This is a genomic window from Streptomyces sp. NPDC126510 (assembly GCF_040302345.1).
Lineage (GTDB): Bacteria > Actinomycetota > Actinomycetes > Streptomycetales > Streptomycetaceae > Streptomyces.
Genome location: NZ_JBEORR010000028.1, coordinates 1 through 23640 on the forward strand (window position 1 = coordinate 1; position 23640 = coordinate 23640).

At 72.8% G+C, this 23640-nt stretch carries 23 protein-coding genes, 1 other RNA gene and 1 pseudogene; 11 read left to right on the forward strand and 14 right to left on the reverse strand.

The features are described 5' to 3' along the window. Positions 1–190: 190 nt before the first annotated feature. From ABTX60_RS31895 to ABTX60_RS31925, 7 genes are all read right to left on the reverse strand, one after another. Positions 191–484 carry a hypothetical protein gene (locus ABTX60_RS31895; protein WP_352100477.1) on the reverse strand — a complete coding sequence of 98 codons (294 nt, stop codon included), beginning with the start codon at positions 482–484 and terminating at the stop codon, positions 191–193. Between the two features lie 46 nt (positions 485–530). After that, positions 531–1541 (reverse strand): LLM class F420-dependent oxidoreductase, encoded by a 1011-nt coding sequence (locus ABTX60_RS31900; protein ID WP_352100478.1) that lies wholly within the window; start codon positions 1539–1541, stop codon positions 531–533. A gap of 99 nt (positions 1542–1640) precedes the next feature. After that, a complete protein-coding gene (locus ABTX60_RS31905) occupies positions 1641–2471 on the reverse strand; it encodes a hypothetical protein (protein WP_352100479.1) in 831 nt (276 codons plus the stop codon). A 158-nt stretch (positions 2472–2629) separates the two neighbouring features. After that, the gene (locus ABTX60_RS31910) at positions 2630–3580 is read right to left on the reverse strand and encodes an N-acetylmuramoyl-L-alanine amidase (protein WP_352100480.1); all 951 of its coding nucleotides are present in this window, start codon (positions 3578–3580) and stop codon (positions 2630–2632) included. Positions 3581–3673: 93 nt separating this feature from the next. Next, the gene (locus ABTX60_RS31915; protein WP_352100481.1) at positions 3674–3961 is read right to left on the reverse strand and encodes a hypothetical protein; all 288 of its coding nucleotides are present in this window, start codon (positions 3959–3961) and stop codon (positions 3674–3676) included. Between the two features lie 107 nt (positions 3962–4068). Then, positions 4069–4719 (reverse strand): class I SAM-dependent methyltransferase, encoded by a 651-nt coding sequence (locus tag ABTX60_RS31920; protein ID WP_352100482.1) that lies wholly within the window; start codon positions 4717–4719, stop codon positions 4069–4071. 117 nt (positions 4720–4836) lie between these two features. Continuing rightward, entirely contained in the window at positions 4837–6561 is a 1725-nt protein-coding gene (locus tag ABTX60_RS31925) for an MFS transporter (RefSeq protein WP_352100483.1), read from the reverse strand. Positions 6562–6790: 229 nt separating this feature from the next. Between ABTX60_RS31925 and ABTX60_RS31930 the strand changes: the two genes are divergently transcribed. Next, positions 6791–8263, forward strand: coding sequence for an MFS transporter (locus ABTX60_RS31930; RefSeq protein ID WP_352100484.1), 1473 nt, complete (start codon positions 6791–6793; stop codon positions 8261–8263). Positions 8264–8391: 128 nt separating this feature from the next. Here ABTX60_RS31930 and ABTX60_RS31935 read toward each other — a convergent pair whose 3' ends face one another. Further along, the gene (locus ABTX60_RS31935; RefSeq protein WP_352100485.1) at positions 8392–9603 is read right to left on the reverse strand and encodes a hypothetical protein; all 1212 of its coding nucleotides are present in this window, start codon (positions 9601–9603) and stop codon (positions 8392–8394) included. Between the two features lie 349 nt (positions 9604–9952). Between ABTX60_RS31935 and chsH3 the strand changes: the two genes are divergently transcribed. The 3 genes from chsH3 to ABTX60_RS31950 are packed head-to-tail and all read left to right on the forward strand — an operon-like array spanning position 9953 to position 12871. Further along, a complete protein-coding gene (gene chsH3, locus ABTX60_RS31940; protein WP_352100486.1) occupies positions 9953–10810 on the forward strand; it encodes an enoyl-CoA hydratase ChsH3 in 858 nt (285 codons plus the stop codon). A gap of 31 nt (positions 10811–10841) precedes the next feature. Continuing rightward, the gene (locus ABTX60_RS31945) at positions 10842–11918 is read left to right on the forward strand and encodes a Zn-dependent alcohol dehydrogenase (protein WP_352100487.1); all 1077 of its coding nucleotides are present in this window, start codon (positions 10842–10844) and stop codon (positions 11916–11918) included. An 11-nt stretch (positions 11919–11929) separates the two neighbouring features. After that, positions 11930–12871: a 3-oxoacyl-ACP reductase gene (locus ABTX60_RS31950; RefSeq protein ID WP_352100488.1), complete on the forward strand. Its 942-nt coding sequence runs from the start codon at positions 11930–11932 to the stop codon at positions 12869–12871. Between the two features lie 78 nt (positions 12872–12949). Here the strand turns inward: ABTX60_RS31950 and ABTX60_RS31955 are convergent, their stop codons facing one another. Both ABTX60_RS31955 and ABTX60_RS31960 read right to left on the reverse strand, forming a co-directional pair. After that, the gene (locus tag ABTX60_RS31955; RefSeq protein ID WP_352100489.1) at positions 12950–13117 is read right to left on the reverse strand and encodes a hypothetical protein; all 168 of its coding nucleotides are present in this window, start codon (positions 13115–13117) and stop codon (positions 12950–12952) included. A gap of 97 nt (positions 13118–13214) precedes the next feature. Continuing rightward, positions 13215–14486, reverse strand: a complete 1272-nt coding sequence (locus ABTX60_RS31960; protein WP_352100490.1) for a hypothetical protein — start codon at positions 14484–14486, stop codon at positions 13215–13217. Positions 14487–14683: 197 nt separating this feature from the next. Between ABTX60_RS31960 and ABTX60_RS31965 the strand changes: the two genes are divergently transcribed. From ABTX60_RS31965 to ABTX60_RS31975, 3 genes are read left to right on the forward strand one after another with little or no spacing between them, the layout of a single operon-like run. After that, the gene (locus ABTX60_RS31965; RefSeq protein ID WP_352100491.1) at positions 14684–15547 is read left to right on the forward strand and encodes a Nif3-like dinuclear metal center hexameric protein; all 864 of its coding nucleotides are present in this window, start codon (positions 14684–14686) and stop codon (positions 15545–15547) included. Continuing rightward, positions 15544–16287, forward strand: a complete 744-nt coding sequence (locus tag ABTX60_RS31970; RefSeq protein ID WP_352100571.1) for a zinc ribbon domain-containing protein — start codon at positions 15544–15546, stop codon at positions 16285–16287. Before ABTX60_RS31965 ends, ABTX60_RS31970 begins: the two co-directional genes overlap by 4 nt. 20 nt (positions 16288–16307) lie before the next feature. Next, on the forward strand, positions 16308–17846 hold the full coding sequence (locus ABTX60_RS31975) for a bifunctional RNase H/acid phosphatase (RefSeq protein WP_352100492.1): 1539 nt from the start codon (positions 16308–16310) through the stop codon (positions 17844–17846). Here ABTX60_RS31975 and eda read toward each other — a convergent pair. The 4 genes from eda to ABTX60_RS31995 all read right to left on the reverse strand — a co-directional run bounded on the left by eda (position 17821) and on the right by ABTX60_RS31995 (position 20718). Further along, positions 17821–18489, reverse strand: a complete 669-nt coding sequence (gene eda / locus ABTX60_RS31980) for a bifunctional 4-hydroxy-2-oxoglutarate aldolase/2-dehydro-3-deoxy-phosphogluconate aldolase (RefSeq protein ID WP_352100493.1) — start codon at positions 18487–18489, stop codon at positions 17821–17823. The genes ABTX60_RS31975 and eda overlap by 26 nt on opposite strands. A 62-nt stretch (positions 18490–18551) precedes the next feature. Beyond that, positions 18552–19334, reverse strand: a complete 783-nt coding sequence (yaaA, locus tag ABTX60_RS31985) for a peroxide stress protein YaaA (protein ID WP_352100494.1) — start codon at positions 19332–19334, stop codon at positions 18552–18554. Between the two features lie 44 nt (positions 19335–19378). Next, positions 19379–19957, reverse strand: a complete 579-nt coding sequence (locus ABTX60_RS31990; RefSeq protein WP_352100495.1) for a hypothetical protein — start codon at positions 19955–19957, stop codon at positions 19379–19381. Continuing rightward, positions 19954–20718 (reverse strand): MerR family transcriptional regulator, encoded by a 765-nt coding sequence (locus ABTX60_RS31995; protein ID WP_352100496.1) that lies wholly within the window; start codon positions 20716–20718, stop codon positions 19954–19956. The genes ABTX60_RS31990 and ABTX60_RS31995 overlap by 4 nt, the downstream gene beginning before the upstream one ends. A gap of 134 nt (positions 20719–20852) precedes the next feature. Between ABTX60_RS31995 and ABTX60_RS32000 the strand changes: the two genes are divergently transcribed. The 4 genes and pseudogenes from ABTX60_RS32000 to rnpB all read left to right on the forward strand — a co-directional run bounded on the left by ABTX60_RS32000 (position 20853) and on the right by rnpB (position 23606). Beyond that, positions 20853–21416, forward strand: coding sequence for a Uma2 family endonuclease (locus tag ABTX60_RS32000; RefSeq protein ID WP_352100497.1), 564 nt, complete (start codon positions 20853–20855; stop codon positions 21414–21416). Between the two features lie 25 nt (positions 21417–21441). Then, entirely contained in the window at positions 21442–22281 is an 840-nt protein-coding gene (locus ABTX60_RS32005; RefSeq protein ID WP_502992438.1) for an AraC family transcriptional regulator, read from the forward strand. 82 nt (positions 22282–22363) lie between these two features. Then, positions 22364–23080 (forward strand): annotated as a pseudogene (locus tag ABTX60_RS32010) (DMT family transporter); the annotation flags it as partial. Between the two features lie 115 nt (positions 23081–23195). Continuing rightward, positions 23196–23606, forward strand: an RNA gene (gene rnpB, locus ABTX60_RS32015) — RNase P RNA component class A. Positions 23607–23640: the final 34 nt, after the last annotated feature.

Below are 23640 nucleotides of genomic sequence, written 5' to 3' on the forward strand. Positions count from 1 at the left end.
CGAGGGACTCCGCCCGGCACGCCGAGAGCACGCACCAGACGCCGCGGGGCCCGCCCTCCGGGCGGACGACGGGACTTTGCGGACACGACCTAGGAGCTCGGGGGCTTCGCCCGGTGTGCGGGCGCGGGTAGTGCGTGGTTGATCGCGCAGTTCCCCGCGCCCCTGAAGGGCGAGCCCCTTGAGGCGTTTTTCAGTGCCGGTGTGCTCGACTGGCGATCGCGTGGCCCACGAACAGGTAGACCACCGCCGCCAGGCCGTAGCCGCAGACCACTCGGGCCCACGCCTCGTCGAATGTGAACAGGTCGTGCGACCAGCCGGCAAGCCAGCGGGCCGCGTCGTGGATGAACTGGACGAACGAGTTGCCGGGGTTGGCGTCCAGCAGGTACATCAGGATCCAGAGACCCAGGATCAGGGCCATGATGTCGGCCACGACCGCGACGATCGTGCCGGCTTGACTCGCGCCGTTGCGATATCGAGGGGACATAGTCTCCGGATTGCCCTTGAACTCTGGATGAAACCCGGGGATTCGCTCAGGAGTTCAACTCCGCGAGAACCCGCAGGGTGTGCGGGTCGGGACTGAGCACGAGGAGGTCCGTCACCGGGCCCTTGCGCCACAGCTCCAGCCGCTCGGCGATCCGTTCGCGCGGGCCGACCAGGGAGATCTCGTCGGCGAAGGCGTCGGGGACCGCCAGGACGGCCTCCTCCCGGCGGCCGGAGAGGAACAGCTCCTGGATCCGGCGGGCCTCGGCCTCGTAGCCCATGCGGGCCATCAGGTCGGCGTGGAAGTTGCGGGCCGCATGGCCCATGCCGCCGATGTAGAAGCCGAGCATCGCCTTGACGGGCAGCAGGCCTTCGGCGACGTCGTCGCAGACCCGGGCCCGGGCCATCGGCGCGACCAGGAACCCTTCCGGCAGCTCGGCCAGGGCGGGGCCGTAGACCTCGGGCCGGGTCGGCGCCCAGTACAGCGGCAGCCAGCCGTCGGCGATCCGGGTCGTCTGGGCGACGTTCTTCGGGCCCTCCGCGCCCAGCAGGATCGGCAGGCCCGGGCGGAGCGGGTGGGTGATCGGCTTGAGGGGTTTGCCGAGGCCCGTGGCGTCCGGGCCCCGGTAGGGGTGGGAATGGAAGCGGCCCGCGAGTTCGACGGGGGTCTCGCGGCGCAGCACCTGCCGCAGGACGTCGACGTACTCGCGGGTGGCGGTGAGCGGCGAGGCGGGGAACGGGCGGCCGTACCAGCCCTCGACGACCTGCGGTCCGGAGAGGCCGAGGCCCAGCATCATGCGGCCGCCGGAGAGATGGTCCAGGGTGAGGGCGTGCATCGCGGTCGTGGTGGGCGAACGGGCCGCCATCTGCGCGACCGCCGTGCCGAGCCGGATGCGGGAGGTGTGGGCCGCGATCCAGGTGAGCGGGGTGAACGCGTCCGAGCCCCAGGACTCCGCCGTCCAGACCGAGTCGTAGCCGAGCCGCTCGGCCTCCTGCGCGAGGGGCACATGGCCCAGGGAGGGGCCGCGTCCCCAGTAGCCGAGCGCGAGACCGAGCCGCATGCCTGCCTCCTGACGGTGCGTCAGCTGACGGAGGCGACGACTGTACGGCAACGGCCCCCCGCCCGGAAGGGCGAGGGGCCGTGCGAGAGGGATGCGGGCTCAGCCGCGCTGGATGCCCGACGTGTCCTGAAGGACACCGCGGCGGCCGTCCTGCGTCTGGGCGACCAGGGCCGCTCCGCGCTGCTCGACGGCCAGGTACCAGGTACCCGGGGCGAGTTCGGCGATGGGCGTGGGCGAGCCGTCCTCCGCGAACAGCGGCCGCGGCACCGGCACCGCGAACCAGAACGGGGAGAAGTCCCCGGCCGGCGGCTGCGGCGCCTGCGCCTGCTGCGGCTGGGGCTGGGGCTGACCGCCGTACGGCTGCCCCGGCTGCGGCTGGCCGTAGCCGCCGGGCTGCTGCGCGCCCGGGTAGCCGTAACCACCGGGGGGCTGGGCGCCGTAGGGCTGCGGGGCGGCCGGACGGGGGGCGGGAACGAGGGCGCCCTTGAGGACCGGGACGAGGGGGGTGGACAGGGCGGCGGCGGCCATCAGCAGGGTGGCGACGAGGGCGAGGATGATGCCGATGCCCGGACTCGGGGCGCCCTGGCTGCCGTTCTCGCCGATGTTGTCGAAGCCGCCGGGCACGTCGAAGACGTTGCCGAGCGCGCTCCACGCGGCGAACACCGTGAAGGCGGCGCCGAACTGGCCGAGCTCGATCCCTGCGATCTTCGGCAGCTGCGGCAGGCCGCGCGCGAGGACGACGAGTGCCGCGCCGATGATCCCGGCCAGCACGACGCTGAACACGACCGGGCCGCTGCCCCACAGGCTGGGGAGGTCGACGCTGTCGGGGACATTGTCGAACGAGTAGAGGTCGAGGAACGACGCGATCAACAGCAATACCGCTGCTCCGATCACCACGCCGTCGCCCCGAGTGAGGGAGCGGATATTCACTTCAGGTCCTTCGTAGGTCGTCTCATCGTCGGTAGAGGCGTCGCTGTCACCATGCCGCCGTCCGGACTCGGTGTGAAGCGCGGGGGTGGCCCCTCATCGTAAGGAGGACCCTATCGTCCGCCAGGTCAGGGTGTCCGCCGGGATCTGCCGGTCCGGGACTACCCGCGCAGAAAACTCACGATTCCCTCGGAGATCCCTTGCGCCGCCTTCTGTCGCCACGCGCCGCTGGTGAGCAACGCCGCGTCCTTGCTATCGCGCATGTTGCCGCACTCGATGAACACCTTCGGAACCGTTGACAGATTGAGACCGCCCAGGTCCTTCCGCGTGACGAGACCGCTGCCGTCGCCGATGTAGTTGGAGGGCGCGCTGCCGGTGACCGCCACGAAGCGGCCCGCGACGCGCTCGCCGAGATCGCGGGAGGGCGCGACGATCGCCCGGGTGTCCGCGGCGCCCGCGTGCACCGCCCCGGGCAGGATCACGTGGAAGCCGCGGTTGCCGGCGCCCGAGCCGTCCGCGTGGATCGAGACGACGGCGTCGGCCTTCGCCTGGTTGCCGATCCGGGCCCGCTCGTCCACGCACGGCCCGAACGGCCGGTCGCCGTCCTGCGTCAGCTTCACCGTGGCACCCTGCTTCTCCAGCAGGGTGCGCATCCGGTGTGCCACGTCCAGCGTGAACTTCGCCTCGGTGTAACCGTCGTTGGTGGACGTGCCCGTGGTGTCGCACTCCTTGGAGTTCGTCCCGATGTCCACCTTGCGGTTGATCTCGGACGCGTGCTGGAAGTTGCCCGGGTTGTGCCCCGGGTCGATGACGACGACCTTGCCCTTGAGCGGGCCGGAGGCGGCGGGCGCGGAGGCCGAGGGAGTGTCCGTGGGCTGCGGGGAGGCGCTCGGCTCCTTGGCGTCGTCGGAGGGCGCGCTCGACGCGGCCGGCGAGGAGGACCGTACGGTCGCCCGTCCCGAGCCGCCGTCGTCCCCCGAGCCGCCCACCGTCTCGTACACCAGCCAGCCGAGCAGCGCCCCCGGCACCAGCGCGGCGAGCGCGACGGTCAGGGGGCCGCGGCGGGGGCGGCGGGGCTGGGGAGGTTCGAAGTCCGGGCCTACGTACGACACGCCTGCCACCCTAGCGGCCGTCGGCGGGGGCGGCGGGCCGAGGACGGCCCGACGGGTGGTGGCAGGGCCGTGTCCGGACTCCGCGGACACGGGCTACGCTCCGTTCCCGCCGCCGCCCCCGTGCCGTACCGCCTCCTTCACCCGCGCCTCCACCTCCTGACGCGGTGTGCCCTCCTGCTTCGCGTACCCGGTCACCGCCGCCTGGACGTCCCGGGCGAGGTCGCGCCAGGCACGCCAGGCCGTCTCCCAGGTGCTGGTCTGCTGGCCGCTCCACTTGGTCTGGGTGGGCGGCCCGTACGCGTCCTGCAGATGACGCACGCGGGCGTACGCCTCGTCCGCCGCGCGCTGCTTCTCCACGAGCTCTTCGAAGGTGTGTGCCACGCGCCCGGATCCTTGGGCAGCGACGGTCGCCCACCGACGCGCCACGCCGCCCGTGGGCCGACCGGGCGGGGGTGCGCCCGGCGCAGTTCACCCGCCCGGGCGCCTGCTCAGATGCCCGGCCCCGTGCGCCGCAGCACCCGCAGCGAGTCCGTCGCCGAGACCTCGGTGAACGCGCCGGAGGCGAGGGCGCGGAGGTAGACGCGGTAGGGGGCCTGGCCGGTGAACTCGTCCTGCGGGTCGGGGAAGACGTCGTGGATGAGCAGCAGCCCGCCCTCGGCGACGTGCGGCGCCCAGCCCTCGTAGTCGGCGCCCGCGTGCTCGTCGGTGTGGCCGCCGTCGATGAAGACGAACCCCAGCGGCGTCCGCCAGAACGCGGCGATCTGCGAGGAACGGCCGACCAGTGCCACCACGTGCTCCTCCAGGCCCGCCCGGTGGAGCGTGCGGCGGAAGGTGGGCAGGGTGTCCATCAGGCCGATCTCGGGGTCGACCGTCTCCGGGTCGTGGTAGTCCCAGCCCGGCTGCTGCTCCTCGCTGCCGCGGTGGTGGTCGACGGTGAGCGCGCCGACCCCGGCCTCGCGGGCCGCGTCGGCGAGCAGGACCGTGGACCGGCCGCAGTACGTGCCGACCTCCAGCAGCGGCAGCCCGAGCCGCCCGGCCTCCACGGCCGCCGCGTACAGGGCCAGGCCCTCGCCGACGGGCATGAACCCCTTCGCCGCCTCGAACGCGGCCAGGATCTCGGGCTTCGGGGCCGCGGGCATGGGGTTCCTCTCGGTCGTACGACGGTCAGGGCGCCCATCGTGCCGTACCCCCTGCCGCGCGGACGACAGGGGGTACCGGTGAGTAGGGGAAGGGGCGGTGGGTCAGGCGGGGACCGTCTAGCCCGGCAGCGACAGGTCCAGGTCGACCGGGCGCTCGTCGCCCGCGTGGGTCGCGGACGAGGCGAGCGGCCCGTGGCCCGTGGCCCGTGCGGCCACGACGTAGGAGCCCTGGGCGGGGACGACGATCGCGTAGCTGCCGTCCTCGGCGGAGAGTGTCGCGCCGGCCTGACGGCCGCGGCGGTCGATGAGGGTGACCTTGGCGCGGGCGACGGGTGAGCCGTCGGCGCCCAGCACCCGGCCGCGGAAGCCGCGCAGGACCTGCTCGGCGCGCTCCAGTGCCGCGTCCTCCTCGCTGCTGGCGCGCAGCTGCGGCTTGTTCGAGGGCCTGCGGCCCGGCAGGAACAGCGCCAGCAGCAGGCCCACGGCCACCGCGCCCGTCGCGATCAGGAACGAGACCCGGAAGCCGTGCATGGTCGGGATCTCGACGCCGCCGACGTTGTTCGCGGTGTTCGCCAGCACCATGCCGATGACGGCGCTCGACACCGACGTGCCGATGGAGCGCATCAGGGTGTTGAGGCCGTTGGCCGCACCCGTCTCCGAGGCCGGGACGGCGCCCACGATCAGCGCGGGCAGCGAGGAGTAGGCGAGGCCGATGCCCGCGCCCAGGAGGACCGAGATGACCAGGCTCTGCCAGGCGGCGCTCATCAGGCCGAGCCCGGCGCCGTACCCGATCGCGATGATCAGCAGGCCGAGGATCAGGGTGAACTTGGGGCCGTACTTCGCGGACAGCCGTGCGTAGACGGGCGCCGTGAACATCATCGTCAGGCCGAGCGGCGCGACGAGCAGACCCGCGACGACCATCGACTGGCCGAGGCCGTAGCCGGTGGACTTGGGCAGCTGGAGCAGCTGGGGCAGGACCAGGGAGACGACGTAGAAGGAGACGCCGACCATGATCGAGGCGAGGTTGGTGAAGAGGACGGCCGGGCGGGCCGTGGTGCGCAGGTCGACCAGCGGGGCCTTCAGGCGCAGCTCCATCACGCCCCACAGCACGAGCACGACCGCCGAGGCGCCGAACAGGCCGAGCGTGGTGCCGGAGGCCCAGCCCCAGTCGCTGCCCTTGGTGATCGGCAGCAGGAACAGCACGAGCCCGGCGGACAGGCCGAGCGCGCCCGGCAGGTCGAAGGAGCCCTCGGCGCGCATCGGGGACTCGGGCACGACGAGGAGGGTGAGGGCGATGGCCACGACGCCGAGGCCGGCGGCCCCGTAGTAGAGGGCGTGCCAGTCGCTGTGCTGGGCGACCAGGGCGGCGGCGGGCAGGGCGAGGCCGCCGCCGACGCCGATGGAGGAGCTCATCAGGGCCATCGCCGAGCCGAGCTTCTCGCGGGGCAGCATGTCGCGCATCAGACCGATGCCGAGCGGGATCGCGCCCATCGCGAAGCCCTGCAGCGTACGGCCGGTGATCATGAGCAGCAGATCGCTGGTGAGCGCGCTGACCAGGGCGCCGACGACCATCACGGCCAGGCTCAGGATCAGCATGCGGCGCTTGCCGTAGAGGTCGCCGAGGCGGCCCATGATCGGGGTGGCCACCGCGCCCGAGAGGAGGGTCGAGGTGAGGACCCAGGTGGCGTTGCTGGGGGCGGTGTCCAGCAGTTGCGGCAGATCCTTGATCACCGGAACGAGCAGGGTCTGCATCACCGCGACAACGATGCCCGCGAAGGCGAGCACCGGGACCACGGCCCCGCTCGCTCTGCCGGCGGGGCGGTCTGTCGTCGTCTGCGTCATTGAGGAGGGCCTCCAGGCCGGGGAGCGTCGGGGTTACGTGGAGTACGAACCTTGTATGTCCAGGCAACTATTCCGTTGCTTCGGCACCCTAACGAAAACTTGACCTTCCCTTGGTCCTGGCGGGGGATTACGGACGGATATACGGCGGTTTGTCCCGAGGCCTAGGTCCCGGGACCGAGAACCGGGCCCGGCGAAATCCCGATGCAAGGGGCGCAAGGTGGTTGAGAGCATGACACCCATGCTCGAATCCGCCGATGCCGCCACCGCCCGCCGCCCCCGTATATCCCGGCTGTCCCGGCTGTCCCGGCTGAGGCCGCGCGGAGCGCCGCCGATGTGGCTCGTGCTGGCGCTCACCTGCGCCGGGCAGTTCCTCGTCGTGCTGGACGTGTCCGTCGTCAACGTGGCGCTGCCGTCGATGCGGACGGGGCTGGGCCTCGGCGAACAGGGCCTGCAATGGGTGGTGAACGCCTATGCCATCGCCTTCGCCGGGTTCATGCTGCTCGGCGGACGCGCCGGGGACCTCTACGGCCGCAAGCGGATGTTCCTCGTCGGGCTCGGCCTGTTCACCCTGGCCTCCGCGGCCGGCGGACTGGCACAGGACGACTGGCAGCTGCTGATGGCGCGGGCCGTGCAGGGGCTCGGCGCGGCGGTCCTGGCGCCCTCGACGCTGACGATCCTCACCGCGTCGGTGCCGGAGGGCGCCGCGAGGGCCCGGGCCATCGGAACCTGGACGGCCGTCGGGGCCGGCGGCGGCGCCGCGGGCGGTCTGGTCGGAGGGCTGCTGGTGGAGACGCTCTCCTGGCGCTGGGTGCTGCTGATCAACGTGCCCGTCGGGGCTGTCGTGCTGTGCGCCGCCGCCTGGTTCCTCGCCGAGGGCCGCGCCGGGGACGGCCGCCGCCTCGACCTGCCGGGCGCGCTGCTCGTCACGGCCGGCCTCGGCACGCTGGCCTACGGCATCTCCCAGACGGAGGCCGCGGGCTGGACGGCACCGGCCACCCTGCTGCCGCTGCTCGCCGGAGCGGTCCTGCTCGGGGCGTTCCTGGTGGTCGAGGCCCGCACGGCGAGTCCGCTCATGCCGCTCGGCCTCCTGCGTGTGCGCTCGGTCTCCTCCGCGAACGTCTCGATGTTCCTGTGCGGCTCCGCGATGTTCTGCATGTGGTTCTTCATGACCCTGTACGCGCAGAACGTCCTCGGCTACACCCCGATCGAGGCCGGCCTCGCCCTGGTCCCGAGCTCCCTCGCCGTCATCCTCGGCTCCAAGCTCGCACCGCGCCTGATGCGGCCGGTCGGCCCGCGCAACGTCGCCGCGCTGGGGACCCTGGTCGCCGTGGTCGGATTCGCCTGGCAGTCCACGATGACCTCCGACGGCTCCTACGCCACGGCGATCCTCGTCCCCGGCGTCCTCATGATGCTCGGCGCGGGCCTGGCGGCCACCCCCCTGGCCTCCCTGGCCACCTCCGGCGCCGCCCCCGAAGAGGCGGGCCTGGTCTCCGGCCTCGTCAACACGTCCCGCACGATGGGCGGTTCCCTGGGCCTGGCGGTCCTGTCCACACTGGCTGCGGCCGAGTCGGCGGGCAGCACGACCCCCGAGTCCCTGACAGCGGGCTACGCCCTCGCGTTCCGCGTGGGGGCCGGGGTGCTGACGGCCGGGGTCGTGCTGATGTGGGTGTGGCTGCCACGGCGGGTGGCCCAGGCGCCGTGAGAGGAGCGGGGGCGGGCGGCCCAGGTGCCGTAAGAGGTAGGGAGGCTACAGCCAGCCCTGGCGGCGGGCCTCGCGGAGGGCTTCCATGCGGTTGCGGTCCGAGAGCAGCACACGGACGCGGCGGCCGGTCAAGGGCCCGGGGTGGAGCGGGTGTCCAGCAGCGAGGTCAGCGTCCGCATGAAGGACGCCGCCGAGTGGTCCGCGTGGTCGCGGATGCGCGCCGCGACCGTATCGGCGCCGCCGCCCTCCAGGAGGCCGGCGATCCGGTCCAGGTCCTGCCCGTGCCCCTCCTGGGTGGTCAGGTAGAAGTCCGTCGCGTCGTACGCCATGTGGAAGACGTGCTTCTTCACATCGCTCAGCGTCAGGTAGTCGTCGTGCGTCTTGGGGGTCGGCTCGGGCGCGCCGACGCACACCGCGGGCGTGCCGGCGCCCCACGCGTTGACGGCCAGGTGGTACGTGTCGGTGATGACCAGCCGGTAGCGGGGCAGGACCCCGACCAGATCGCCGACCGTGGGACTCCCCGGGCGGGCCGCGATGTGGCTCACCGCGGCGGGGACGTCCCGGTCGAACCAGGGCAGCCACTCCAGCGGGGCGCCCAGACGGTCGGACAGGCCCTGGCAGAAGGCGGGCAGCCAGTCGGGGATCGGCGTACGGGCGCCGAGGAAGACGCCGATGGCACCGCCCTCGGGCACCGACCGGGACCACTGCGAGACCGGGAGGTGGTCGAGGTCGCCGGGGCGGGACAGCAGCGCCGCGTCCGAACCGAAGTGGTCGGTCGTACGGTCCCCCCGCAGATGCGCGAGCTTCGCCGCCGAGAGCGGATCCCGCACCCACATCCGGTGGCTGCCCGTCACCAGGCGGGAGAACAGCGGGCCGTACTCCTTGTCCTCGTAGTCGGACTGCGTGTTGTGCAGGATCGTCCCGCCGTAGCTGAGGGTCCGTGCGAGGACCTCGTCCGGCTGGTCGGCGAGGAGCAGGGCCCGGTTCAGCTGCGCCCGGGCGTCGTCCCGGTCCGTGGCGAAGCCGAAGTCGAGCAGGCGGTTCGTCGCGTCCTGCGCCAGGTAGTGCCGGGTGTGCAGGAAGTCGCCCCAGAAGACGACCGCGTCATGGTCGCGGAGTGTGCCGAGGTGCTCGGCCAGCGGATGGAAGCGGAACGGGAAGGCGGCGCCGCGCGCACCCTCCCGCAGCGGCACGGTCTCCGGCGTGTGCAGCGTGTACCAGGTGGCGTCGAACGCGGTGTCCATCCGCCGCCGCAGGGACTCGAACGCCAAGTCCACGGTCAGCATGCCCGTGTTGCGGTATCCGATGTTCGGCGCGGTGATGACGGCGACGCGTCCCATGTGCTCCCGTTCCCCTGGGGTCCTCAACCGTTGCCGGCGGCCTCGACGTGTGGGCGCGCGGACCATCGGCCAACGTACACGCCCGGGTCGCTGTGGAAACCTTCCGGGTACGGACCCGCCGGGCCGCAGGGCAGACGCGCTTGTACGGACTGCGGCAGGACAAATGTCATCGCCACACCGATCTGACACAGCGTCAGGAGCCTTCACAACTGCCGGGGCCTCGGCTATACAGAGGCGCGGGACTGGAACGCGTTTCAGTTCGCGTCCCGGTCCGGTCCCAGACGGCCTCGGTGCGGCCGACGGTGCGGACGGCCGTACCGAGGTCCTTCCTCCGGCGATCAGGAGCCCCATGCCCATCGACGCAGCCACGGCGCTCGCCGCCGCACCCCGGACCGGTGAACTCTCCTGGGACCACAAGGACGTGCAGCTCTACCACCTGGGCATCGGCGCGGGCAGCCCCGCCACCGACCCCGACGAACTGCGCTACACCCTGGAGACCCGGCTGCACGTCCTGCCGAGCTTCGCCACCGTCGCCGGCGGTGGAAAGCCCGGCGTGACCAGCGGGCTGTCCATGCCCGGCATCGAGGTCGACCTGGCCCGCGTCCTGCACGGCGGCCAGAACCTCGTCCTCCACCGGCCTCTCCCGGCGGCGGGCACCGCCACCGCGACCAACCGGATCGCCGCCGTGCACGACAAGGGCACCGCGGCCGTCCTCGTACTGCGCACCGACGTCGCGGACGACGACGGCCCGTTGTGGACCAACGACGCCCAGATCTTCATCCGCGGTGAGGGCGGCTGGGGCGGCGACCGCGGCCCCTCCGCCCGGCTCGAACCACCCGCCGGGAAACCCGACCGGACCGTCGAACGGCCCATCCGCGACGACCAGGCCCTCCTCTACCGCCTCTCCGGCGACTGGAACCCGCTGCACGCCGACCCGGAGTTCGCCAAGGTCGCCGGATTCGAACGGCCCATCCTGCACGGCCTGTGCACCTACGGCGTCACGCTCAAGGCGGTCGTCGACACCCTCCTCGGCGGGGACGTGACCCGGGTGCGGTCCTACGCCACCCGGTTCGCCGGTGTCGTGTACCCGGGGGAGACCCTGCGGATCCGCATGTGGCACACACCCGGCTCCACCCGGGTCGCCGTCGGCGCGGTCGAGCGTGAGGACGCTCCCGTCCTCGCCGACACCGTCGTCGAACACACCTGAACCACCACGCCGTACGAGGGGAGCCCGCACCATGCGCGCAGCCGTACTGCACGAGATCGGCCAGGACAAGCTGGAGGTCCTCGACGACGTCGAGGCGGTGGGGTTCGGGCCGGGCAAGGTGAGGATCCGGGTGCGCGCCACGGGGCTGTGCCACTCGGACCTGTCCGCGATGAGCGGGGTGCTCCCGCAGCCCGGCCCTTTCGTACCCGGCCACGAAGGGGCCGGAGAGATCCTCGAAGTCGGCGAGGGTGTCAGCCGTCTGCAGGCCGGTGACCGGGTCGTCGTGTGCTGGCTGCCCGCCTGCGGCGCCTGCCCCGCCTGCAAGCGCGGCCAGACCCAGCTGTGCCTGGCCGGGTTCATGAACGCGGGAACCCCCAACTTCAAGCGCCCCGGCGGGGACGTCTTCGGCTTCGCCGGGACCGGAACCTTCGCCGAGGAGGTCGTCGTCGACGCCGGCTGCGCGGTGCCGATACCCGACGACGTGCCCTTCGACATCGCCGCCCTCATCGGCTGCGGGGTGACCACCGGCCTCGGCGCCGCGCTCAACACCGCCGACGTGGCGGCCGGTTCGTCGGTCGCCGTCATCGGGTGCGGGGGAGTCGGCATCTCCGCGATCCAGGGGGCCCGGCTGAAGGGCGCCGCCGAGATCGTCGCCGTCGACCCGGTGGCCGCGCGCCGCGAGTCGGCACTGAGGTTCGGCGCGTCGCGGGCCGTCTCCCCGGAGGAACTGCCCGACGCCAAGCAGCAGGTGACCGGCGGCGAGGGCTTCGACTACGTCTTCGAGGTCGTCGGCAGGTCCGCCACCGCCCGCACCGCCTACGAGAACACCCGGCGCGGCGGCACCCTCGTCATCGTCGGCGCGGGCGCCATGGACGACTTCCTCCAGCTCAGCATGTTCGAGCTGTTCTTCGACGAGAAGCGGATCCTGCCGTCCATGTACGGCGGCGGTGACATGCTGACCTCCTACGAACGCACCATCGCCCTGTGGCGCGCGGGCCGCATCGACCTCGCGGGCCTGATCACCCACCGGGTGCCGCTCACCGACATCAACGAGGCGCTGGATCAGATGCGCACCGGGACCGCCCTGCGTACGTGCATAGAGATCTGAGGACGCCACCGATGTCACTGCCACTTCAAGGGCTGTCCGCCGTCGTCACGGGCGCCGGCCGAGGGCTCGGCCGGGCCGAGGCGCTGGAACTCGCCCGGCTCGGGGCCGCCGTCGTCGTCAACGACTACGGGCAGCCCGGGCGCGACGGCACGGGCGAGGCCTCCGCGGGCCCTGCCGAGGAGGTCGCCGCCGAGATCCGCGCGGAGGGCGGGAGCGCCCTCGCGCACACCGGCGACGTCTCCGACTTCGCGCAGGCCCGCACGCTCGTCGAGTCGGCCGTCACCGCGTACGGCAAGCTCGACATCCTCGTCAACAACGCGGGCATCCTGCGCGACCGCATGGTCTTCTCGATGGCCGAGGAGGAGTGGGACTCCGTCCTCCGCGTACACCTCAAGGGCCACTTCAACACCACCCGGTTCGCCGCAGCGCACTGGCGGGAGCGGTCCAAGCGGGCCGGGGAGCCGGTGTTCGGGCGGATCGTGAACACCTCCTCGGAGGCGTTCCTCGCGGGCTCCGCCGGCCAGCCCAACTACGCCGCCGCCAAGGGCGGGATCGTCGGCCTCACCACCTCCACCGCCCTCGCCCTCGGCAAGTACGGCGTCACGGCCAATGCCATCTGCCCGCGCGCCCGCACCAGGATGACCGAGGACGTCTTCGCGGGCGTCGAGCAGCCGCCCGGCACCGGCCTCGACCCCCTCGCCCCCGAGCACGTCGCCCCACTCGTCGGCTATCTGGCCTCGCCCGCCGCCGCCCACGTCAACGGGCAGCTCCTCGTGGTGCACGGCGGGATGGTCGCCGTCGTCGAACGGCCTCGCATCGCCGCCAGGTTCGACAGCAAGCAGGACACCTTCACCTACGACGAACTGGAGGCCGTCCTCGGCCCGTACTACACGGACCGGCCGCCGGGGGAGACCTTCGCCGCGGCGGAGGTGCTGGGTCTGAAACGCGGGTGACAACGGGTGACAGACACGGAACGGCCCTCCCCGCGTGTGGCGGGGAGGGCCGTTCTCCGTCTGGTGACTGGCGTGCCGTCAGGCCGCAGTCACGGCCTGCTCGGTCTGGGCCACCGGCTTGCGGTGACGTCCGCGCGGAGCCGTCCCGCCGTCCTGCGTGGAGACTTCACCACGGTGCCGGCCGGGGCCGGAGGACTGCTGCCGGACGTCGGCATCGCTCGGCTGGTTCGTGCTGGCGTCGCTCATCGGATGGAATTCACCCCGTCAACATGATCTTTTTTACAGCCGGGTGAGTCTAACCGGCACCCCTGACCTCGGATCCAGGCGGCCACGCCAACCGGCACTAGTTCGTTACAAGGCGTCCCAACGGCGCTTCCCGAAGCGGCACAGGACGTGCGGCCGAGGGTGCCGGAGGCGGGCCGGCCGAGGCCGGCGGGCGAGGCTCGTCCGGTGCCGCGAGCGGTCCCGGGTGTCCCGGAGGCGGGGCCGCCGGCTGCTGATGCGACGGCTGCGCCTGTCGCGGTCGCGGCCCCGGCGCGGCCCCGGGCTCCGGCTCGGCGACGGGCGGCGGGCTCACCTGCGCCACCCCGCACGGCACGGCCGCCGTCGCGTACGGCAGCCGCAGCACCCCCTCCGGCGTCCACAGGCCCGTGCCCGTCAACCACCCCTCGGGCGCCCGGAGATGGTGCACCCGCCGCTCGGCGGGACGCCAGACACCGACCCAGCTGCCCGCCGGCCCGTCCACCCGCAACGCCACCGCGCAGCTCTCCGGCGTCAGCACCTGCCCCGGCTGGATCGCGAACGGCGTGACGGAGCAGTCCCGCAGCCGCAGGCACTCCGGGAAACGCACCGGCAGCGTGCTGCCGAGGACACCCCAGCCCAGCCGGTCCTGCCCCGGCGAAGGCGCGTCCGAGCGGACGATCAGCAGCCCGCTGTCGTGGTCGGCGAGCAGCACCCGGTCGTCGCTGTCGGCGGCGATCTGCAGCAGCGGCGACACCTCACCGCCGCACTCCAGGTCCACCACGACGGCCTTGGTGCGGTCGTCGATCTCCTGGTCCAGGGTCAGCAGCCGCCCCGACCGGTCCAGCCAGACCCCGCCCGAGCAGCGGCCGGGCAGCTCCGCCAGCCGCTCGGGCCCGAAGCCACCTGCCACCAGCCACACCGACGTCGTACGCGGCCCGACGGCCAGGGCGTAGGCCCGTTCGCCGTCCGGGGCGGGCGGCAGCAGCCGCAGCCGGGCCGTCGGGTCCGGGCAGCCGACCGCACCCAGGGGCAGCTCACCGGTGCCCGGGCCGGTCGGGTACAGCAGCGAGAAGGCGTGCCGCCCGGCCACCACCCGGTGGATGAGCACCCGCCCGTCGGCCATCGGCTGCACCTCGGTGCCGGGCTCCTCCGGCTGGTTGCGCGGCAGGGGCACCGCGTACGGCTCGGGGCCGTCCAGGGTCCAGCGCTCCGGGAACCAGGAGCCGCCGGCCGACGCGAGACGCGCGCCGTAGGCGCCGTCCGCGGTGAACGTGCAGCCGGCCGGCGTGGACCCGTCCCCGCGGCCGCCCCCGCCCCCGCCTCCGTCCTCGTCCTCGCATCCCGCCGAAGGCTCGATCGCACAGACCGTCATCGCTCGGTCACCTCCAGTGACGAAGGTAGTTCGCCCGCAGGAGCGTGGAATTCCGCTGCAGCGGGCTTCACACATAAGGGTGTTCCAGGAACGATTCGCCTGAGGAAAAGGGGGCGATTGTGCTGAGCGGGGCGATGGGTATCGGGAGCGGGCGGTGGCGGTGCAACGCCACAGATCAGGCGGGTAGCCTTGCTTCCGTGCCCCGTCTGTCTGAAGTCATCGCCGCGCTGGAGACCCTGTGGCCCGCCGAGCGGGCCGAGTCCTGGGACGCGGTCGGCACTGTCGCGGGCGACCCGGACCAGGAGGTCACACGGGTCCTGTTCGCCGTCGACCCGGCCCAGGAGATCGTCGACGAGGCGGTGAAACTGGGCGCCGACCTGCTCGTCACCCACCACCCGCTCTACCTGCGCGGCACGACGACGGTCGCGGCGACGCACTTCAAGGGCCGTGTCGTCCACACCCTCATCAAGAACGACATCGCGCTGCACGTCGCCCACACCAACGCCGACACCGCCGACCCGGGTGTCTCCGACGCCCTCGCCGGCGCACTGGACCTGCGCGTCACCGGGCCGCTCGTGCCGGACCCCGCCGACCCCGAGGGCCGCCGGGGCCTGGGCCGCCTCTGCGCGCTGGACCACCCGCTGACCGTCCGCGAGTTCGCCGCCCGCGCCGCCGAGCGGCTGCCCGCCACCGCGCAGGGCATCCGCGTCGCCGGCGACCCCGAGGCGCTCGTGCGCACGGTCGCCGTCAGCGGCGGCTCCGGCGACAGCCTCTTCGACCAGGTCCGCGCCGCCGGGGTCGACGCCTTCCTCACGGCCGACCTGCGCCACCACCCGGCGGCGGAGTTCACGGCGGCTGTCGCCCCCCGCCCCCTCGCGCTGCTCGACGCGGCGCACTGGGCCACCGAGTGGCCCTGGTGCGAGCTGGCCGCGAGCCAGCTCGACGAGATCTCCGACCGGCACGGATGGGACCTGCGTGTCCACGTCTCGAAGACGGTCACCGACCCTTGGACCGCGCACGCGGCCTCGCCCCCTTCTGATCCCTTTGGAGCCCCGAACTGAACGCCGCGCCCGCCGACCAGATCCGTCTCCTCGACGTCCAGGACCTCGACGTCCGCCTCCAGCAGCTCGCGCACAAGCGCAAGTCGCTGCCCGAGCACGCCGAGATCGAGTCGCTGACCAAGGACCACGTCCAGCTGCGCGACCTGCTCGTGGCCGCTCAGACCGAGGAGAGCGACACCGCCCGCGAGCAGACCAAGGCCGAGCAGGACGTGGACCAGGTGCGCCAGCGCGCCACCCGCGACCAGCAGCGCCTCGACTCGGGCGCCGTCACCTCCCCCAAGGACCTGGAGAACCTCCAGCGCGAGATCGCCTCCCTCGCAAAGCGGCAGGGCGATCTGGAGGACGTGGTGCTGGAGGTCATGGAGCGCCGCGAGTCCGCGCAGGAGCGGGTCGCCGAGCTGACCGAGCGCGTCACCTCCGTCCAGTCGAAGATCGACGACGCGACGGCGCGCCGCGACGCCTCCCTCGAGGAGATCGACGGCGAGGTCGCCACGGTCACAAAGGAGCGCGAGGTCGTCGCCGGCTCGATCCCGGCCGATCTGCTGGGGCTCTACGACAAGCTGCGCGGGCAGCAGGGCGGCATCGGCGCGGCGAAGCTGTACGCGCGCAGCTGCCAGGGCTGTCGGCAGGAGCTCGCCATCACCGAGCTGGCCGAGATCCGCAAGGCGGCGCCCGACACGGTGGTCCGCTGCGAGAACTGCCGCCGCATTCTGGTGCGCACGTCCGAGTCCGGCCTCTAGGCCTTCAGGGAGTTCCTCCGGTGCGGGAGTTCATCGTCGAGGCCGACGGCGGGTCGCGGGGCAACCCGGGGCCCGCCGGCTACGGAGCCGTGGTCAGCGACGCGGCGACGGGGGAGACCCTGCGCGAGACCGCCGAGTACATCGGCGTCGCCACGAACAACGTCGCCGAGTACCGCGGCCTCCTCGCCGGCCTGCGCGCCGCCCACGCGCTTGACCCCGAGGCGACGGTCCACGTCCGGATGGACTCCAAGCTCGTCATCGAGCAGATGTCGGGCCGCTGGAAGATCAAGCACCCCGACATGAAGCCCCTGGCCGCGCAGGCGGCCCGGGTCTTCCCACCCGGGCGGGTCACGTACGAGTGGATGCCGAGGGAACAGAACAAGCACGCCGACCGGCTGGCGAACGAGGCGATGGACGCGGGGGCCAGGGGCGAGCGGTGGTCGGAGTCGGGATCGACGGCCGAGCTGGACGCGGCGGCCGGGAGCGCCCGGAGCGCTGAGACCGTCGCGCCGCCCGGGCCGCCCGGTGACGCGGCGGCGGGCGCGGCGCGGGTGCGCGGAGCTCTGGCTCAGGGCCGCGAGTCGGCCGCGGCGGCCGACTCGGACCGGGCTGCCGCACGGGCCTCGGCGGAACCCGGCCGGGGCGTCCCGGCCGGAGCTTCTTCCGGCTCGGCGACGGGTGGCGCCGATGCGCGTGCCGCGGCCGACGCCGGTGCCGATGCGCGTGCAGTGCCCGATGCCGATGGCGATGTGCGTGCCGCGAGGGCCGATGGTGATGCGCGTGCTGCGAGGGCCGATGGTGATGCACGTGCCGCGAGGGCCGATGGTGATGCACGTGCTGCGATGTCCGTTGGTGATGCGCGTGCCGCGAGGGCCGAAACCGACACCCGCGCCGCCAAAGCCGTGGCCGCCCCCGGCTGGGCGCCCGCCGACATGGGCGCCCCCGCCACCTTCGTCCTGCTGCGCCACGGCGAGACCCCGCTGACGCCCCAGAAGCGGTTCTCCGGCAGCGGCGGCACCGACCCCTCCCTCTCCGGCACGGGCCGGGAGCAGGCCGAGCGGGCCGCCGCGATGCTGGCCCGGCGGGGCACCATCCAGGCCGTCGTGTCGTCGCCGCTCGCCCGTACCCGGGAGACCGCCGGGATCGTCGCCGCCCGGCTCGGGCTCGACGTGAGCATCGACGACGGACTGCGGGAGACCGACTTCGGCGCCTGGGAGGGCCTCACCTTCGCCGAGGTGCGCGAGCGCCACCCCGACGACCTGAACGCCTGGCTGGCCTCCCCGGACGCCGAACCCACCGGCGGCGGGGAGAGCTTCGCCGCGACGGCCACCAGGCTCGCCGCCACCCGCGACAAGCTGGTCGCCGCCCACGCGGGCCGCACGGTCCTGCTCGTCACGCACGTGACCCCGATCAAGACGCTCGTCCGGCTCGCCCTGGGAGCCCCGCCGGAATCACTGTTCCGCATGGAACTGTCGGCCGCGTCCCTGTCGGTGGTCGCCTACTACGCGGACGGCAACGCCAGCGTCCGCCTCCTCAACGACACGTCCCACCTGCGCTGAGCGCCGCCGCCTCCCGGGCCAGAGCCTCGACGCGCCCCCAGTCGCGGGCGGCGACCGCGTCCGCCGGCAGCATCCAGCTGCCGCCCACGCACCCGACGTTGGGCAGGGCCAGATAGTCCGGCGCGGAGTCCGGGCCGATACCGCCCGTCGGGCAGAACCGCGCCTGCGGCAACGGCCCCGACAGCGACCTGAGATACGCCGTGCCGCCCGCGGCCTGCGCCGGGAAGAACTTCATCTCGCGCACCCCGCGCTCCAGCAGCGCCACGACCTCGGACGCGGTCGACACCCCCGGCAGGAACGGCACCCCCGACGCCCGCATCGCCTCCAGCAGCACGTCCGTCCAGCCCGGACTCACCAGGAACCGGGACCCCGCGGCCACCGCCTCGGCGACCTGCCCGGGCCGGATCACCGTCCCCGCCCCGACCACGGCCCCGGGCACCTCCTCGGCGATCTCCCCGATCGCCTCCAGGGCCGCGGGCGTCCGCAGCGTCACCTCGATCGCGGGCAGGCCGCCCGCGACCAGCGCCCGCGCCAGCGGCACGGCGTCGCCGACGTCCTCGATGACGACGACGGGGACGACAGGCGCGAGGCCCAGCACGGAAGCGGGCGGGGGAAGGGGAGCGGGCAGGGGAGAGGAGACCATGGCGTCATCCTGCCGTCGCAGTGCAGGCTGCGCAAAGGTCATTGCATGACATGCAACGCGAGCTAGTGCACCTCGTCCACCAGCACATCCAGCGACCATGCCTGCCCCGACTTCGCGGGCGCCTGTGCCTCGACGACGTACCCGAGGTCCCGGAGCGCCTCCACCAGCTCGGCCGGGCCCTTCGGGTCGGTCCCGGAGGTGAGCAGGCTGCGCACGATCCGCCCCTTGGTCGCCTTGTTGAAGTGGCTGACCACCTTCCGGGTGGGAGCGTGCAGCACCCGCACGGAGGCCGTCCGCCCGGCGACCTCGCCCTTCGGCTTCCAGGCGGCGGCGTACGCGGCGGACCGCAGATCCAGCACCAGCCCGCCCCCGGCCACCTCGGGAAGCACCGACGCCATCGGCGTACGCCAGTGCGCGCCCAGCGCCCCGAGCCCCGGCAGCTTCACACCCATCGAGCAGCGGTAGGACGGAATCCGGTCCGTCACCCGCACGGCACCCCACAGCCCGGAGAACACGAGCAGCGACCGCGCGGCCCGCCGCTTGGCGGCCGTGTCCAGCGACGCCAGGCCGAGGGCGTCGTAGAGCACGCCGGTGTAGATCTTCCCGGCCGGCCGCGCCCCCGCCGTGCGCAGCTCCGCGTTCTTCGCGACCTCGCCCCGCAGCCCTTCGCTCAGCCCCAGCACTTCGCGTGCCTTGTCCTCGTCGCCGGCGCACAGCTCGACCAGCTCGGTGAGAACGGCCTCCCGGGCGGCGGTCAGCCCCGGCAGCGACAGTGACTCCGGCTTCAGCGGGGCACCGCGGCCGGAAGAGGCCTTGCCCTCGGACGGCGGCAGCAGGACAAGCACGGGTACTCCTTCGATCGAACTCCGCCCGACAGCGTACGGGGAGCTCAGACACGCGCCCGGCCGAGGGCGCGGACCAGGGCGTCGACGTCGTCGGCGTGGAAACGCACGAGCCGCACCTCGCGGCGCCGCCCGAGAAGGGTGACGTGCGTGACCGGTTGGGTCAGTTCGAGCGTGACGCTGGTCTGCGAGCCCACCTCCAGATCCAGCTCCCCTTCGGCAGACTCGTGCGTCATCCGCAGCTCACGCCGCACGGAGCCGATCCGCTCCAGCGGGACCAGCAGGTCGACATGGACGTAGCGCCGTATCCGCAGGGTCCCGCGGGCCGCGTCCAGCACATGCGGACGGACGACGGACGAGGCATGCAGCGCGACGACGAACACGACCGTGTACACGTCCAGGAAGAGGAACGCCGCATGCACGGCGGGCCAGTCCCGCAGCAGCACGGACAACGTCACCGTCTCGACGACGCACACGAACGCGAACCCCGCCATCATCGCGCCCTGCCCCCGCGCATATCCGAAGCCCGACCCGCCGCCCGTCCCGTGCGTACGCCGCGCCAGCCACAGGGCGAGACTCGCCAGCAACAGCACCTCGTGCCGGACCAGCGACCACCCCACCCTCATCGCCGCTCCTCGGTGAGGATCCGCAACGCACGGCGGACCGCCTCCGCCTGGGCCGGGGCGAGGTCGTCGTAGAACGCGCGCAGCACGCTGTCGTGCCGGTCGAGCTCACCGATCTCACCGATCCCCGGGAACAGCGTCGGCGGAATGCAGTCGGCGAGGGCCCGGGCCGCCTCCTCGACGCGCGGGTCGGCGGGCTCGGCGGAGGCGAGCGCGTCGAGCAGCGCGTAGGCCTCACCGGCCCGCGCCACGGCCCCCGGACTCCCCAGCGCCTCACCCACCGACGCCACCAGCCGCTCCCGTTCCCCGTCCGGCACGGCGGTCTCGAGGAACGCGATGATCTCGCGGTCCTTGACGGCCATGGGCGAGTCCGACAGATGCGCGGCCCGGGCGAACAGCGCGGCCAGCTCCGGCGACACCGGCCCCTCCGCCGGCACCCCGCCCTCCGCGTCCAGCAGGACCCGCAACCGCGCCCGCCGCTCCCGCAGGGCCTCCTCCTGCCGCGCCAGATCTTTGTCCAGCTCGGTCAGCACCTCGACGAGGTCCTTGCCGGCCTCGTCCGCGAGCACGTCCCGCACCTCCGCGAGCCCAAGACCCAGCTCGGTCAGCCGCCGGATCCGCGCCAGCACGACGGCATGCCGCAACCCGTACTCCCGATACCCGTTGGCCCGCCGCTCGGGCTCCGGCAGCAGCCCCAGATGGTGGTAGTGCCGCACGGCACGCGTGGTGACGCCGACGACGCCGGCGAGTTCTCCGATCCGCATGCCACCAGTGAAGACGTTGACGCTGCGGCGGGGTCAAGAGACCACGATCGGTGGAACTGCTCCCTGTTCCCGCCCACGTGATCCCGGTCAGGTCCCAGTCTTGCCGGTGACCACGGCAAAGGAGCGTCAACCTCATGGGCTTGGACCCGTACACGCAGAAGCTACTACTGGAGTGGTTCCTCGGACTGGATACTCCGGAGGGCTTCCGCGCCGAGTTGATCGAGGGCGAGTTCGTCCTCACTCCACAGCCGGACGGTCACCACGAGCACTGCATCAGCCGGATCGTCAGACAGCTCCACCGGCACTCGCAGCTCGACCTCCTGTTCTCGGGGAACAAAGGCCTGCGACTGAGCGCTGCGCACGGTCACCCCCCGGATCACGTGATCCCCGACGGCACGATCGTCGCCCGGGAGGCACGCGCTTTTCGGGGCGCTCCCTCTTGGATGCCCTGCGAGGGGGTCACCATGGTGCTGGAAGTGACGTTCACCAGGCCGGAGATCGACAGAGTTGCCAAGCGGCGTTGCTACGCCCGCGGCGGCATCCCCTTCTACCTGCTCGTCGACCGCGACACTTCCTCGACGACGCTGTTCACCGAGCCGGACGGCGACTACCTCCGTTCCCGCACTGCGGCCTTCGGTAGATCGCTCACTCTCCCGAACCCCTTCGCCTTCGACCTGGACACCACCGACTTCCTCTGATCCCCTGTGAGCCGGGGGGTACGAGGTGAGCACACAAGCGCGGATTCGAGAACAGGCCAGCTGGACCAGGGCACGACTCGGCCGCGCCGGCCCGCCCCTGGACCTCCTCACCGCCCACTTCGACCAGCACGTCTACGCGCCCCACGCCCACGACGAGTTCACCATCGGCGTCACCGTCGGCGGTTCGGAGGTCATCGCGTACCGGGGCGGGCACATCCACTCCTACCCCGGCTCGATCGTCGTCCTGGAGCCGGGCGAGATGCACACCGGAGGCCCGGCCGCCTGCGACGGCTACGCCTACCAGGCCCTCTACGCCGAACCGGCCCTCCTCACCGACGGCACCCTCGGCGGCCTCCCGCACTTCCGCGACGCCGTCCTCCACGACCCGGAACTGGCGGTGGCCCTGCGCGCCGCCCACACCGACATCAGCGCCTGCCCCGACCCGCTGGAAGCGGAGTCCCGGCTGCCCTGGCTGCTCACGGCCCTGGCCCGCCGCCACTCCACGGCCCGGGCGACCGACGACACCGTGCCCGGGGCGGTGGGCATCGCCAGGACCGTACGCGACCGCCTCGCCGACGAGCTGCTGGACCCTCCGTCCCTGGCCGCCCTCGCCACCGACCTGGGCCTGTCCCGCTACCAGCTGCTGCGCGCCTTCCGCACGACCATGGGCGTACCGCCGTACGCCTGGCTCGCCCAGCACCGGGTGGCCAGGGCCCGCGGCCTCCTGGAAGCCGGACTGCGCCCCGCCGAGGTCGCGGGCCTCGTCGGCTTCGCCGACCAGGCGCACCTCACCCGCTGGTTCCGCAGGGTGCTGGGGGTGACCCCGGCGGCGTACCGCAACAGCGTTCAAGACACCGTGGGGTGACAGGCCCGAGACTCATCGCATGACTGCACGCGGCTGGTTCCTGTTCTCCCTGATGGGAGTCGTCTGGGGTGTTCCCTACCTGATGATCAAGGTGGCGGTGGACGAGCTGTCCCCGTCCATGGTGGTGTTCGCGCGCTGCGCCCTCGGCGCCGCACTCCTGCTCCCGTTCGCCCTGCGCCAGGGCGGCTTCGGCCGCACCGTGCGGGCGCACTGGAAGCCGATGCTGGCCTTCGCCGTCATCGAGATCGTCGGCCCCTGGTGGACCCTGACCGACGCCGAGCGCCACCTCTCCAGCTCGACCGCCGGCCTCCTCATCGCGGGCGTGCCGATCGTCGCCCTCGTCCTGGCCCGCTTCTTCGGCGCGGGGGAGCGGGTGGGCACCCGCCGCATCGCGGGCCTGGCCCTCGGCCTCGCGGGCGTCACCGTCCTGACCCTGCCGCATCTCACCGGGGGCGACGCCCTCTCGATGGCCGAGGTGCTGGTGACGGTCGTCGGTTACGCCACGGCCCCGCTGATAGCGGCCCGCTACCTCAAGGACGTCCCGACGCTCCAGCTGATCACCCCGTGCCTCTTGCTGGCCGCCGCCGTCTACGCCCCCGCGGCCTTCCTGACCAGGCCCGCCACCATGCCGTCGGGCGAGGTCCTGGCAGCCCTCGCAGGCCTGGGCGTGGTCTGCACGGCAATCGCGTTCGTGGCCTTCCTGGAGCTGATCAAGGAGGTCGGCCCGACCCGGGCCGGCGTGATCACGTACGTCAACCCGGCGGTGGCGGTCGCAGCGGGCGCGCTGTTCCTGGACGAGGAGCTGACCCTCGGCATCGGCGTCGCCTTCACCCTGATCCTGGCGGGGTCGGTCCTGGCCACGGCCGCGGCGCCGAAGCGTGTCGTCCGCCGGGTACCATGGTCGACACGGCAGACGAGCCGGGCGGACGGCCGCGTGGAGTCCCCCTGACGGGGAGCTTCCCGAGGAACGTCCGGGCTCCACAGGGCAGGGTGGTGGCTAACGGCCACCCGGGGTGACCCGCGGGACAGTGCCACAGAAAGCAGACCGCCCAGCACTTCGGTGCTGGGTAAGGGTGAAACGGTGGTGTAAGAGACCACCAGTGCCTGAGGTGACTCAGACAGCTAGGTAAACCCCACCCGGAGCAAGGTCAAGAGGGGCCGCCTTTTCGGAGGTGGCTCTGCGCGGACGATCGAGGGCTGCCCGCCCGAGTCCGCGGGTAGACCGCAGGAGGCCGGTGGCAACGCCGGTCCTAGATGGATGGCCGTCGCCCCGACGACCGCGAGGTCCCGGGGTACAGAACCCGGCGTACAGCCCGGCTCGTCTGCCGCTACCTGCGGCTTTGCCTCGGAAAGGGCATC